Source organism: Duganella sp. Dugasp78, assembly GCF_059491455.1.
In genome coordinates this window covers 5,268,568-5,281,039 of the sequence record NZ_CP168506.1, presented here as the reverse complement: position 1 = coordinate 5,281,039, position 12,472 = coordinate 5,268,568, and the positions used below count along the sequence as shown (strand labels likewise).

Sequence of the window (12,472 nt, the reverse complement as noted above, 5' to 3'; positions counted from 1 at the left end):
GCTGCAGCCCGGTTTGGCTACGCCCGCACGCCATAAACCCAACAAATATACAGCCACCGCCATATCCTGAGTACCCAGCATGACGACGTTTCGGAGTATAGTGATTGCCACCGAGACAACCCATGATCCGCCATGCGCGCAGGCTCCGAACCGCTCACGCCGGCCCCATCTCCACCTGGTCCCGCGCCGCTCGCGCTGGTGCTGCTGACCGCCTGCTACTACCTGATCGCCCATACCAGCCTGCTGCTGGCCTTCGCCCACACCAACGCCACGCCGGTATGGCCGCCGTCCGGCATCGCCTTCGCCGCCGTGCTGCTGCTGGGTTACCGGGTCTGGCCGGCCATCCTGCTCGGCGCACTGGCCGCCAACCTGGCCACCTTTACCGCCAACGGCCTGCCCTTCAATGCCGGCCTGGTGACCGCCTCGCTGCTGATCGCCGTCGGCAATACGATGGAAGCCCTGGCCGGCGCCTGGCTGATGCGCCGCCACACCGACGCCGCGCGGCCGCTGAGCCAACTGCAGGACGTCTACAAGTTCGCCATCATCGCCCTGCTGGCATGCCTCATCAGCGCCGGCATCGGCAGCGGCACGCTGGTGCTGGGCGGCCTGGTGTCGGCCGGCGCCTGGAATACCGTGGCGTTGACCTGGTGGGTGGGCGACGTCTCCGGCGTGCTGCTGGTGGTGCCGGCCATCCTGGCCTGGCGCCGGCTGCGCTGGCGCCAGGCCGTCGCGCTGGAAGCCGCGCTCTCGCTGTTGCTGCTGGCCGCGTTGATCGCCGCGGTCTTCGGCCGCCATTACACCGCCAACGACGATCCCGGCTGGCTGCCCTATGTCTTCATGCTGTGCGTGGCCTGGGCCTCGTACCGCTTCGGCCTGCGCGGCGCCAGCCTGGCGTGCCTGGCCACCGCCGGCGGCGCCGTGCTGTGCACCGTCCGCGGCCTGGGACCGTTCGCGATTGGCACCTTGAACGACGCCCTGATTTCGCTCGACAGCTTTGTCATGTTGTGCAGCCTGATCGGCATGGTGCTGTGCGCCGATGCCAGCGAGCGCCGGCGTATGAGCGGCTCCCTGCGCAGCCACAGCGCGGCGCAATGGGCCACGCTGCTGGTCGGCGTCGGCCTGACCGTGATCGTCTGGCACCTGGTGGCGCTCAGCACCGAGCGCCGCGCGCGCGAGCAGTTCGACACCGAGTGCGCCGACATCGCCGAACGCATCACCGCCCGCATGGCCTTGTACGAATCGGGCCTGCGCAGCGCCCGCGCGCTGTTCAACGCCCAACCGGATCCCACCCGCGCCCAGTGGCGCGACTTCGCCGAGGCGCTGGACTTGCGGCACAGCTTTCCCGGCGTGATGGGACTGGGCTACGCCGCCGAAGTCACGGCCGGACAGCGCGACGCGCTCGAGGCGCAAGTGCGCAGCCACGGCTATCCCGGCTTCCGCATCTGGGCCAGGCCGGGCGGCGCCATGGGTCCCGTCTCCACGGTGGTGCTGTACCTGGAGCCGTTCGAGGGACAGAACCTGCGCGCCTTCGGCTATGACATGATGTCCGAACCAATCCGCCAGGCCGCGCTGCTGGAGGCCGCGCGCACCGGCGAACCGGTATTGTCGGCCAAGGTGGTGCTGGTGCAGAACGACGCCGAACAGGGCCAGCCCGGCTTCCTGATGTACTTCCCGATCTACCGCAAGCTGGCCGCGCCGCCGGGCAGCGCGCTGTCGCCGCCGCAGCGCATGGCGGCGCTGCAGGGCTACTCGTATAGCCCGATCCGCGCCGACGACATGATGGCCGGCCTGCTCGGACCGTCCGATCGCGTGGTACAGCTGGAGATCTTCGACGGCAGCGAAGCCGATCCCGGCGCCCGCCTGTACGCCAGCGGCAACCGCACCGGCAACGACCACCTGCAATACCCCAATCCCTACCTGCACACCTCGCCGCTGGTGCTGATGCAGCACCGCTGGACGCTACGCTTCACGTCCCTGCCGGCGTTCGAGAATTCCATCGACCGCCAGAAGTCGCACATCGTGCTGCTGGCGGGCGTGATCATCAGCCTGTTGTTCTTCGGCGTGGTGCGGGCGCTGACCGCGCGCCAGGCCTACGCCACCGCGCTGGCCGAGGAAAAGACCGCGGCGCTGCGCGAATCGGAAAGCTCGCTGATCGTCGCGCGCGACCTGGCCGAAGCGGCCAGCCGGGCCAAGTCGGAATTCGTCGCCAACATGAGCCACGAGATCCGCACCCCGCTCAACGCCGTGCTGGGCATGACGCACCTGTTGAACAACACCTCGCTCTCGCCCGACCAGCAGAAATACCTGGAGATGATACGGTCGTCGGGCAACTCCCTGCTCAGCATCCTCAACGACGTGCTGGACTTCTCCAAGATCGAGGCGGGCCGCATGGAGCTGGCGCCGGCGCCGTTCCAGCTGAGCGCCGTGCTGGAGGCCATCGCCACCATCATGACCGTCAACTCCGGCGAGAAAGACCTGGAGCTGGCGATCGGTGTCGAGTCGAACGTGCCGCAGGCGCTGCTCGGCGACGGCCATCGCTTGCAGCAGATCCTGATCAACCTGGTCGGCAACGCCATCAAGTTCACCGAAAGAGGCTCGATCTCGGTGCTGGTGGAGCGGACCGGCGGCGACCTGGCCGGCGCCGTCACGCTGCGCTTCACGGTGCGCGACAGCGGCATCGGCATTCCGCCCGACCAGCTGGCGCAGTTGTTCGCGCCGTTCTCGCAGGCCGACGCCTCGATGACCCGGCGCTTCGGCGGCACCGGACTGGGACTGACGATCTCGCGCCGCATCGCCGCGCTGATGGGTGGCGCGATCGAAGTGCAGAGCATCGCCGGCGCCGGCAGCGTCTTCGTGCTGACCGTGCCGCTGCAAGCCTCTGACGACGTGGCGCCGGCCGGCGCGCCGCTGCCGCTCCAGCACCTGCTGGTGGTGGACGACGATCCGGTCAGCGCCGACTATCTGGGCCGCACCATCCGCGCGCGCGGCTGGAGCAGCGACAGCGCCGGCTCCGGCGAGCAGGCCCTGACGCTGTTGCGCCGCGCCGCCAGCCGCTACGACGCCATCCTGGTGGACTGGGACATGCCCGGCATGAACGGCCTCGAAACCATGCAGGCGATCCGCAAGGCCTTGCCGCAGGACTGCCCCGCCATCATCCTGATGGTCAGCGCCTTCGGCCAGGGCAAGCTGCTGCACACGCAGGGCGCGGATGCGGCCAACGCGGTGCTGCTTAAACCCGTCACCATGGCGCGCCTGAGCGAGACCTTGCAACAGGCCCTGGCCGGGACGCCGGTCCGCGCCAGCTCGGACAACGGCGCCCAGTCCGGCCTGCGCATCGATGGTGTGCGCATCCTGCTGGTGGAAGACAATCCGATCAACCAGCTGGTGGCGCAAAGCATGCTGTCCTACGCCGGCGCCAGCATCGACGCGGTCGACAACGGCCGCGCCGCGCTCGACCGGCTGCGCACCGACGCCCACCGCTACGACCTGGTGCTGATGGACGTGCAGATGCCGGAGATGGACGGCTTCGAAGCGACCACCCGCATCCGCACCGAACTCAAACTGTCGCTGCCGGTGCTGGCGATGACGGCAGGCGTCCTGCTGTCCGAGCGCGAACAGTGCATCGCCTCCGGCATGAACGACTTCATCGCCAAGCCTATCGACGTCGAACAGATGCTGCGCGCGATCGCCCGCAACCTGCCCGCAGCCCAGCGCGCGGCCGCCGGCCGCTAAACAAACCAAACGCCCGCGCCGGCGCCATGCGGCGATTGTTTTTTGTTGAAAATTAATGTAGTATTACATTTACTTGTTTAAGACCAAGGCCCTTTTATGGATACCGTCACCATACTTTTGTCCTCGTTCGTCCTGTCGCTTACCGGCCTGTTTGTCTTTATCTGGTCGCTGCGCAAACGCCTGTTCGACACCACTTCCGCCGCCGCCCATGTCATCTTTTCGTCGGGCGAGATCGGCCGCGGCGAAGAGCCCTCCGCCACCGCCGCCCAGCGCGCCGGCCTGGCGCTGCGCGTCGCCGGCGACACCCGCGTCGAGCTGACGCCCGCGCAGGAAGTCACGCTGCAGCGCGAACTGGCCGAGCGCATCGAGGAGGACCGCTCCACCGCCTTTGTCTCCTTCGTGTTCCTGTCCTGCGCCGTGGTGTGGCTGGTGGCCGGCTCGCTGGCGGGCCTGACCAGCTCCATCAAGCTGCACGAGCCGGACTGGCTGGTGCAGCAGGCCTGGCTGAGTTTTGGCCGGCTGCGCACCATCCACCTGAACATCGTCGCCTACGGCTGGGCGCCGATGGCGGCTTTCGGCATCGCCAACTGGATGCTGCCACGCCTGCTGAAAACACCGCTGGTCGGCGGCCGCTTCGCCATCCTCGGCTGCATGATCTGGAACGCCGGCCTGATCGCCGGCGTCGGCTGCATCGCCGCCGGCATCAGCGACGGCATGGAGTGGCTGGAGATACCGTGGCAGGTCGACATCCTGATCGTCGTCGGCGGCGCGCTGATGGGACTTCCGCTGGTGTACACGCTACAGGCGCGCAAGGTCGACCACCTGTACGTGTCGGTCTGGTACATGGGCGCCGCGCTGTTCTGGTTCCCCATCCTGTTCCTGATCGCCAACCTGCCGGCGATGCACTTCGGCGTCGAGCAGGCCACCATGAACTGGTGGTTCGGCCATAACGTCCTGGGCCTGTTCTACACGCCGATGGCGCTGGCCTCGGTCTACTACTTCCTGCCCAAGATCATCGGCCGCCCGGTGCAGTCGTACAACCTGTCGCTGCTGGGTTTCTGGACGCTGGCCTTCTTCTACGGCCAGGTCGGCGGCCATCACCTGATCGGCGGCCCGGTGCCGGGCTGGCTGATCACGCTGTCCATCGTGCAGAGCGTGATGATGATCGTGCCGGTGATCTCGTTCTCGGTCAACCAGCACCTGACGATGAAGGGTTACTTCTCCAAGCTGCTGTATTCGCCGACGCTGCGTTTCATCGTGCTGGGCGGGATGATGTATACCCTCAGCTCCCTGCAAGGCTCGATCGAAGCGATCCGCGCGGTCAACACGGTTGCCCACTTCACCCACTTCACCGTGGCCCACGCCCACCTTGGCCTGTATGGCTTCTTCACGATGGTGATGTTCGGCGCGATCTACTTCGTCATGCCACGCGTGATGTCGTGGGAATGGCCTTATCCCGGCCTGATCGCCGCGCATTTCTGGCTGGTGGTGCTGGGCTTCTCGATCTACTTCATCGGCCTGTCGATAGGCGGCTGGCTGCAAGGCCTGGCGATGCTCGATGCGGCCAAGCCGTTCATGGAGTCCGTCAAGGTCACCATCCCTTATCTGCAAAGCCGTTCCGTGGGTGGCGCCATCATGACGCTGGGCCACCTGGTATTCGCCGGCCACTTCGCCGCGATGGCGCTGCGCCACGGCCCGGCGCGCACCGGCGCCGCGCTGCTGCACGTCGGCCCAACCAGCCTGGCGGGAGCCTGATCATGCATGATGAACTCAAACTGCTCAGCGGCGCCATGGTCACGCTGGCGCTGGCGACATCGGCGCTGGTGGTGGTGCCCTTCCTTCAACTGAAAGACGTCGAGCCACCGGCCGGCCTGAAGCCCTACACCTCGGCGCAGCTGCGCGGGCGCGAGGTCTACATCGCCAACGGCTGCATCTACTGCCATTCACAGCAGCCGCGCGACAAGGCGCTGGCGCCGGACGACAAGCGGGGCTGGGGCCGTGCGCCGGTGGCCGGCGACTACCACTACGACAAGCCGCATCTGCTGGGCACCATGCGCACCGGTCCGGACCTGTTCAACATCGGCGCGCGCCAGCCCAGCCAGGATTGGCACCTGGGCCACCTGTACCAGCCACGCGCGTACACGCCCGGCTCCATCATGCCGGCCTATCCCTTCCTCTTCGAGATCAAGGACAAGGCCGATCCCGGCGACCGCGTGGTGACGCTGCCGCCGGGGTACAAGCCACCGGGGAAAGTGGTCATCGCCCGCCAGGAGGCGCTGGACCTGGTCACCTACCTGCAAGGGCTGGACCACACCTATCCGGTATTCGAGGGGAAGATAAAATGATCGAGCAGCCCAAGCATGACGCGCGCCAGCGCGAAAACCCCGATCCGCACGAAAGGAACCGTCCGGTGCCGCGCCTGGTGCTGGTGGTGGTGTCGGCGCTGGTGATCTGGGCGGTCGGCTACATCGTCCTCACCCAGCGCAACGACGCGCCGGAACTGGGCGACCGGCGCACGCTGTCCACGTTGGAAGGCAAGCCGGCCGGCGCAGGCGGCACGGCCGACGGCGCCCAGGTCTATACAGCCAATTGCGTGGCCTGCCACCAGGCCACCGGCGCTGGCCTGCCGGGCGTGTTCCCGCCGCTGGCCGGCTCGGAGTGGGTGCTGGCGGCGGACCGGCTGCCGGTCAATATCCTGCTGCATGGGGTCACCGGCAAGCTGACCGTCAAGGACGCGCCGTACAACGGCCAGATGCCGGCCTTCAAGGACAAACTCAGCGACGCCGAAATCGCGGCGGTGCTAAGTTATGTGCGTGCCAGCTTCGGCAACGGCGCCGGCAAGATCGGCGCCGACATCGTCAAGGCCGAACGCGAAACGGGCAAGGATCGCAAAAATCCATGGAACGGCGATGAAGACCTCAACCAGCTCAAACGGTAGCAGCCTGCTCTCCACACTGGCCGCGCTGGCGGTGGTGTGCGCGGCCGGCATGGCGGCACTGTACCAGGCCACCATGGGCTACCAGGTGGTGTCGACCGAAGATGGCCGGCGGCTGGCCGTCAGCCGCAGGCCAGTGGGCTTGCCGGCGGCCGCGATCCACCAGCCGCAGGTCGGCACGCTGGCGCGGATGCTGGGAGAGGATGGCCGCGTCGCCATCGTCAGCTTCTTCTACAGCAGCTGCAACGCCGTGTGTTCGGCAGTGGGCAGCGAGTTCCAGCAGATGCAGGACGAGATCCGCAAGCGCGGCCTGCAGCGCGATGTGCGACTGCTCAGCATCAGCTTCGATCCGCGCGACACGTCGCCGCTGCTGGCGGACTACGCCATGCGCATGCACGCCGATCCGGCCTTGTGGCGCATGGTCGGCGTGGATCGGGCGGACCAGCGCAAGGCGCTGCTGGACGCATTCGGCATCGTGGTGCTGCCTGCGCCGCTGGGGGAGTTCCAGCACAACGCCGCCTTCCACCTGATCGACAAGCAAGGGCGCCTGGCGCGCATCGACGACTACGACGATCCGGCGCAGGCGCTGGAAGACGCGGTGGCGCTGGGCCGCATGGCCCGCACCGCTGCGCGTGGAGGCCAGCCTTGAACCGCCGCCGCATCCGCATCGCCGTCGGCCTGACCTGCCTGGCGCTGGCCGCGCTGCCGCGCCATTGGCTGGAGGCCGCGATGCTGCGCCACATGCTGCTGCAATTGCCGCTGCTGGTCGCCGCCGGCTGGCTGCTGGCCACTGGCGCCACACGGCCAACGGCGCCCGCCGCCATCGCACGCTGCGACCAGCATGGCGTCTGCGGCCTGGCCTTGCTGCTGTTCGCCACGGCGTACTGGATGATACCGCGCGCGCTGGAACAGAGCATCACGGCCCCATGGTCCGAAGCGGCGAAATTCGCCTCCCTGCTATCAGTGGGCGCCATCCTTCCCGGATCGCTGAAGCGCGCCAACTGGATCGTGCAGCTCTTCTTCCTTGGGAATTTCAGCTGGATGATGGCGGTCGCCGGCATCCAGTATCAAAGCATGCCGCAACGCCTGTGCAACGCCTACCTGCTGGACGACCAGGGCTGGACCGGCATCGGCCTGGTCGCAGCTTCCGTAACGATTGCAGCTATCTGGTGCTGGCGCCTGGCGCCAGCGTTTATCAACAACTCAAGCAAAGCACATCATGTCCCCACTACCGCTGAACCCCACATCGATCGCCACGCTGGTCCACGAATTTTATGACGAAGTCCGCGCGGACCCGGTACTGCAGCCGGTGTTCGACGCTGCCATCGGCGGGCACTGGACGCCGCACCTGGAGCGCATGGTCGACTTCTGGTGCACGGTCATGCTGGGCAGCCGCAACTTCCAGGGCAACGTCTTCGGCAAACACATGCTGCTCAACGGTGTTACGCCGGAGCACTTCGTGCGCTGGCTTACCCTGTTCGAAGCCGCCGCCACCCGTCTGTTCAATCCCACCGACGCCACCGAATTCAAAACCGTAGCCCGCCGCATCGCCGCCAGTCTCCAGTACGGTTTTTTCGGCGAAGTGAAGGTGACCACACCCCAGGAGCAAACATGAAAACCCTACCCGACACCGTCAGTCACTACAAAAGCAGCCCAGTCTTCACGCAGGACAGCGTGCCGGCGGCCCTGCAACGCAGCCACACCACCGCCGCCGGCGTGTGGGGCCGCATCACGATCCTGGAAGGCAGCCTGCTCTACCGCATCACCGATCCGTCGCAACCGGCAGAGGAAGTGCTGCTGTCGCCTGAGCACCCGGGCGTGGTCGAGCCGCGCATCGAACACGAAGTCAGCGTGGTGGGACCGGTGCGCTTCCGCGTCGACTTCCACCGTTAATCCCTCACCCTCAGTCAGAATCAGGAGCCAACATGAACATCGACAAATTCAAACACCAGCACATCGACATCCTCAGCGCCATCGCCGGCCTGCGCAAGCTGGTGCAAGCCGGCATCGCCGAACACGCGGCCGATATCTCGCAGCGCATCGTCGCCATGAGCGGCATCATCAAGCTGCACCTGGCCGTCGAGGACCGCATGCTCTATCCGACGCTGGAGGCCAGCGGCAACGCCGCGCTGGCCAGCATGAGCCAGCGCTACCGCACGGAGATGGACGGCATCGGCGGCGAGTACCTGGGCTTTGCCGGCCGCTGGAACACACCGCGCCAGCTGGCCGAACAACCGGAAGCCTTCCGCGATGAAGCCAACCGCGTGCTCAAGACGCTGTACGAACGCATGAAGAAGGAAGACCGCGAGTTCTATCCCGCCATCGAAGCGGCGCACGCGATGGCCTGACGCGCCGGCTTGGACTAGCGTTTTTTGACGTGATTGGCCTCCCGCAGGCCGTGATTGGTCTCCTAGAATGGACTCACTGACCAACCACTCTGAAGGAACCCATCATGAACGCACGTACCGACTTCTACACCGCCTCGCCGGACGCGATGAAAGCCATGATCGCGCTGGAAGTCGCGGTCAACAAGCTGGGCCTGGAAGCGCCGCTGCTGGAACTGGTGAAGCTGCGCTCGTCGCAGATCAACGGCTGCGCCTTCTGCGTCGACATGCACACCACCGACGCCCGCAAGGCCGGCGAGACCGACCGCCGCATGCACGGCGTGGCGGTATGGCGCGAGACGCCCTTCTTCACCGAACGCGAACAGGCCGCGCTGGCCTGGACCGAGGCCCTGACCCAGCTCTCCATCACCCACGCGCCGGACGCCGACTATGAACGGCTGCAAGCCCAGTTCACGCCGAAGGAACAGGTCGATCTGACGCTGGCGATCAATACCATCAACGCCTGGAACCGGCTCGGCGTCGGCTTCCGCAAAATGCCGGCGCTGTAACGGCGCACGCCGGCGTCAATTGTGTCTTATATGTTCAGAACAACGTTGCTCGCCGGCGCAAAAAAAACCGCTCCAGATCAAGCACATCCTTTAGACAAGCTTGCCGTTTGCATCATGTGATACCGCTTCCAACATGCTATTCGTTGCCTTCGAACAACGAGATTGTGACATTTTGCCATAAAAACACCCACTCCTCCCCTGCTCCGGTCCACACTAAAAAAGGCACACAACACCACATAACATCGCCATTAACCAACGGAGGGGTACACGATGAAACAACCCAAGCTTGCGATTACCACCTTAGCGGTCCTGAGTGCCCTGGCGGCCACCGCTCACGCACAAGACGGCATACCCATCACCGTCAGCGGATTCGGCACCGGCGCCCTGACCATGACCAATTCCGACCAGGCAGAATTCAACCGCGTCAACCAGGCTGCCGGCGTCGGCAAGGACGCCCGCCCCGGCGTCGATTCCAATCTGGGCATCCAGGTCACGGCCAAGTGGAGCGACACCGTCTCCTTTACGGCGCAAGGCCTGGTGCGCAAGAACGGCAACAACGATCAATTCGGCGCCGAGCTGGCATGGGCCTTCGCCAAGATCAAGCTCAACGACGACTTCTCGCTGCGCGTGGGCCGCGTCGGCCTGCCGGTGTACATGATCTCCGACGTGCGCAACGTCGGCTACGCCAACACCATGCTGCGCCCGCCCAATGAGGTGTACCGCCAGGTCACCGTCGACAACGCGGATGGCGGCGACGTCGTGTACCAGCACAGCTTTGGCGACACCACCGTGACGGCGCAAGCGGCGATCGGCCGCTCCAAGGTGCGCGCGCCCGGCAATTACTACGTCGATTTCAAGCCGGTGATATCGACCCAGCTGGTGGTCGAGAACGGCCCGTTCACCTATCGCCTGGGCCGTTCGCAAGCCACCTTCGGCATCTACGACAACCCCAGCCTGACCGGCCTGGTCGGCACGCTGAACAAGGTCGGCCTGACCTCGGTGGCCAGCGAAGTCCAGCTCACCGACCTCAAAGGCACCTTCACTTCGGCCGGCATCGCGATGGACTACAACAACATCATCGGCCAGGCCGAATACGCCAAGCGCAAGACCGAATCGCGCCTGGTGCCGGACACCAGCTCCTGGTACATCATGGCGGGCTACCGCTACGGCAAGTTCGTGCCGTTCATCGTGCACGGCGACGTCAAGCAGGACAGCATCCGCGACTTCGCCGGCATGCCGACCACCGGCCCGCTGGCCGCGCTCACCGCCGGCACCAATGCCGCCATCAAATCCGGCCTGCAGTCGACCACCGGCATCGGCCTGCGCTGGGACTTCTATAAATCGGCCGCGTTCAAGGTGCAGATGGACCGCATCAAGACGCGCGACGGCGACGGCTACTTCATCAATCCCAAGCCGGGCTTCGCGGGCAGCACCGTCAACGTGTACGCGGCCGCCATCGATTTCGTGTTCTGAGGAGAGCCCACATGAAAACGATAATCGGAAAACTATTGCTGGCGGCCGGCGCATGGCTGGCCGTCGCCCCGGTGTTCGCGGCGGAGATCGTCGTCATCGTCAGCCCGAAGAATCCGGCCACGCGCATGTTCAGCGAACAGGCGGCCCAGTTCTTCCTCGGGAAGTCGACGCTGTTCACGCCGATCGAGCACACCGACGGCCCGCTGCGCAACGAGTTCTATAAGAAGGTGCTGGACAAGGACTCCACCCAGGTCAAGGCCATCTGGTCCAAGCTGGTGTTCACCGGCAAGGCCAGCGCGCCGAAGGAGCTGGGCTCCAGCGCCGAGGTGAAAAAGGCCGTGGCGGCCGATCCGCAGGCCATCGGCTACATCGAGAAGTCGCAGGTCGACGACACCGTCAAGGTGATCCTCACGGTGCAGTAAGCGGCACCGGCCCCCGAAAGTTGGGCGCCAGCTTTCGGGGCATCACAGATAACGCGCCAGTTCATCGAACGACAAGCTGCGTTCCGCGGTACCAGCCACGCTGCAGGCGAAGGCGCCGGAGATGGCGCCCAGGCGCATGCAGTCCTCTATGTCCATGCCTTGGAATTGCCCGTGCAGGAAAGCGCTCACGAAGGCGTCTCCCGCGCCGTTGCTATCGACCACCGGTAGCCCAAGCTTTGCGCATGGCACATGCAGCACGTCGGCATCGCCGCGCCGCAACAGGTAGCTGCCCTGCGCCCCGGCCATGGCGACGACCGCCCTGGCGCGTCCCGCGTCAAGCATCCCGCGCATCACCTGCTCGTGCCGGCCACGCAAGGCTGCCGTGCTGAGAAAGACCAGGTCTGAGCGCCGCGCGAAATCATGATAATAGGGATGGCTGCCGTCCCAGTCGTGCAGGTCGGTCGATACCGGCAAGCCGCAGGCGGCGGCGTCGTCGTACCAATGGCGCGCCCACGGCATGATGGTCAGGTGCAGATGCTGTGCGCGCTCCATATGCGGCAGGTAGAAGTCGCGTTCCATGCGCAAGTCGTCGGGATGGCGGCCATCGTACAACGACAGGCGGCGGCCATCGGGCGATACCAGATTGACGCTGCGCCGTGTGCCGCTTGGGTGCACCACGCCGTGAAATTCCAGGCCGCGCTCGCGGTAGCGCGCATGGACCAGTTCCGCTTGCGCATCGGCGCCGATGAAATCGAGCAGCACGGGACGGTGTCCCAGCGCCTGCAGACCCAGCGCCACGCCATTGCCGGTGTGGGCCACGTAGTCGTGCACGGCGGGCACGTGGATGGAATCCGCCTCGGCCAGCGGCAGCGATGGCACCATCACTATGGTGTCGATGCCGACACCGCCGGCGACCAGCACGCGCAAGTCAGAAAGCTGTTGCATTACACACTCCCGGAAGGCTGAGAATGTAGCAAAGTAACAGTCGATATTTATTAAGTCAACAACATCTCGTGG

Annotated in this window: 13 protein-coding genes; 12 read left to right on the top strand and 1 reads right to left on the bottom strand. The window is 65.7% G+C overall.

What is annotated here, in order from left to right; all coding sequences use genetic code 11:
* Nucleotides 1–132 precede the first annotated feature (132 nt).
* The 12 genes from ACEN9O_RS23415 (at nucleotide 133) to ACEN9O_RS23360 (ending at nucleotide 11,455) form a co-directional block, all read left to right on the top strand.
* Nucleotides 133–3,732 carry a CHASE domain-containing protein gene (locus ACEN9O_RS23415; RefSeq protein ID WP_495614203.1) on the top strand — a complete coding sequence of 1,200 codons (3,600 nt, stop codon included), beginning with the start codon at nucleotides 133–135 and terminating at the stop codon, nucleotides 3,730–3,732.
* 96 nt (nucleotides 3,733–3,828) lie between these two features.
* Entirely contained in the window at nucleotides 3,829–5,487 is a 1,659-nt protein-coding gene (locus ACEN9O_RS23410) for a cbb3-type cytochrome c oxidase subunit I (RefSeq protein WP_495614202.1), read from the top strand.
* Nucleotides 5,488–5,489: 2 nt separating this feature from the next.
* Nucleotides 5,490–6,077 (top strand): cbb3-type cytochrome c oxidase subunit II, encoded by a 588-nt coding sequence (locus ACEN9O_RS23405; RefSeq protein ID WP_495614201.1) that lies wholly within the window; start codon nucleotides 5,490–5,492, stop codon nucleotides 6,075–6,077.
* Complete coding sequence (locus ACEN9O_RS23400; RefSeq protein ID WP_495614200.1) at nucleotides 6,074–6,670, top strand: c-type cytochrome; 597 nt, start codon at nucleotides 6,074–6,076, stop codon at nucleotides 6,668–6,670. Before ACEN9O_RS23405 ends, ACEN9O_RS23400 begins: the two co-directional genes overlap by 4 nt.
* Complete coding sequence (locus ACEN9O_RS23395) at nucleotides 6,642–7,316, top strand: SCO family protein (RefSeq protein WP_495614199.1); 675 nt, start codon at nucleotides 6,642–6,644, stop codon at nucleotides 7,314–7,316. The genes ACEN9O_RS23400 and ACEN9O_RS23395 overlap by 29 nt, the downstream gene beginning before the upstream one ends.
* Nucleotides 7,313–7,945: a hypothetical protein gene (locus ACEN9O_RS23390; RefSeq protein WP_495614198.1), complete on the top strand. Its 633-nt coding sequence runs from the start codon at nucleotides 7,313–7,315 to the stop codon at nucleotides 7,943–7,945. Before ACEN9O_RS23395 ends, ACEN9O_RS23390 begins: the two co-directional genes overlap by 4 nt.
* Nucleotides 7,887–8,282 carry a group III truncated hemoglobin gene (locus ACEN9O_RS23385; protein WP_495614197.1) on the top strand — a complete coding sequence of 132 codons (396 nt, stop codon included), beginning with the start codon at nucleotides 7,887–7,889 and terminating at the stop codon, nucleotides 8,280–8,282. Before ACEN9O_RS23390 ends, ACEN9O_RS23385 begins: the two co-directional genes overlap by 59 nt.
* A complete protein-coding gene (locus ACEN9O_RS23380; protein ID WP_495614196.1) occupies nucleotides 8,279–8,560 on the top strand; it encodes a TehB family protein in 282 nt (93 codons plus the stop codon). The genes ACEN9O_RS23385 and ACEN9O_RS23380 overlap by 4 nt, the downstream gene beginning before the upstream one ends.
* A 32-nt stretch (nucleotides 8,561–8,592) precedes the next feature.
* Nucleotides 8,593–9,015: a hemerythrin domain-containing protein gene (locus tag ACEN9O_RS23375; RefSeq protein ID WP_495614195.1), complete on the top strand. Its 423-nt coding sequence runs from the start codon at nucleotides 8,593–8,595 to the stop codon at nucleotides 9,013–9,015.
* Between the two features lie 104 nt (nucleotides 9,016–9,119).
* On the top strand, nucleotides 9,120–9,560 hold the full coding sequence (locus tag ACEN9O_RS23370) for a carboxymuconolactone decarboxylase family protein (protein ID WP_495614194.1): 441 nt from the start codon (nucleotides 9,120–9,122) through the stop codon (nucleotides 9,558–9,560).
* Nucleotides 9,561–9,830: 270 nt separating this feature from the next.
* Nucleotides 9,831–11,033 (top strand): porin family protein, encoded by a 1,203-nt coding sequence (locus tag ACEN9O_RS23365; RefSeq protein ID WP_495614193.1) that lies wholly within the window; start codon nucleotides 9,831–9,833, stop codon nucleotides 11,031–11,033.
* An 11-nt stretch (nucleotides 11,034–11,044) separates the two neighbouring features.
* Nucleotides 11,045–11,455 (top strand): type 2 periplasmic-binding domain-containing protein, encoded by a 411-nt coding sequence (locus ACEN9O_RS23360; protein ID WP_495614192.1) that lies wholly within the window; start codon nucleotides 11,045–11,047, stop codon nucleotides 11,453–11,455.
* A 42-nt stretch (nucleotides 11,456–11,497) separates the two neighbouring features.
* Here ACEN9O_RS23360 and ACEN9O_RS23355 read toward each other — a convergent pair whose 3' ends face one another.
* Complete coding sequence (locus tag ACEN9O_RS23355) at nucleotides 11,498–12,400, bottom strand: carbohydrate kinase family protein (RefSeq protein ID WP_495614191.1); 903 nt, start codon at nucleotides 12,398–12,400, stop codon at nucleotides 11,498–11,500.
* Nucleotides 12,401–12,472 lie beyond the last annotated feature (72 nt).

Bases quoted from the DNA above. Each gene is read 5' to 3' on its own strand.
- ACEN9O_RS23365 (WP_495614193.1), top strand. From the start codon at position 9,831: ATGAAACAACCCAAGCTTGCGATTACCACCTTAGCGGTCCTGAGTGCC.
- ACEN9O_RS23375 (WP_495614195.1), top strand. From the start codon at position 8,593: ATGAACATCGACAAATTCAAACACCAGCACATCGACATCCTCAGCGCC.
- ACEN9O_RS23380 (WP_495614196.1), top strand. From the start codon at position 8,279: ATGAAAACCCTACCCGACACCGTCAGTCACTACAAAAGCAGCCCAGTC.
- ACEN9O_RS23385 (WP_495614197.1), top strand. From the start codon at position 7,887: ATGTCCCCACTACCGCTGAACCCCACATCGATCGCCACGCTGGTCCAC.
- ACEN9O_RS23415 (WP_495614203.1), top strand. From the start codon at position 133: ATGCGCGCAGGCTCCGAACCGCTCACGCCGGCCCCATCTCCACCTGGT.
- ACEN9O_RS23400 (WP_495614200.1), top strand. From the start codon at position 6,074: ATGATCGAGCAGCCCAAGCATGACGCGCGCCAGCGCGAAAACCCCGAT.
- ACEN9O_RS23395 (WP_495614199.1), top strand. From the start codon at position 6,642: ATGAAGACCTCAACCAGCTCAAACGGTAGCAGCCTGCTCTCCACACTG.
- ACEN9O_RS23405 (WP_495614201.1), top strand. From the start codon at position 5,490: ATGCATGATGAACTCAAACTGCTCAGCGGCGCCATGGTCACGCTGGCG.
- ACEN9O_RS23410 (WP_495614202.1), top strand. From the start codon at position 3,829: ATGGATACCGTCACCATACTTTTGTCCTCGTTCGTCCTGTCGCTTACC.
- ACEN9O_RS23355 (WP_495614191.1), bottom strand. From the start codon at position 12,400: ATGCAACAGCTTTCTGACTTGCGCGTGCTGGTCGCCGGCGGTGTCGGC.
- ACEN9O_RS23370 (WP_495614194.1), top strand. From the start codon at position 9,120: ATGAACGCACGTACCGACTTCTACACCGCCTCGCCGGACGCGATGAAA.
- ACEN9O_RS23360 (WP_495614192.1), top strand. From the start codon at position 11,045: ATGAAAACGATAATCGGAAAACTATTGCTGGCGGCCGGCGCATGGCTG.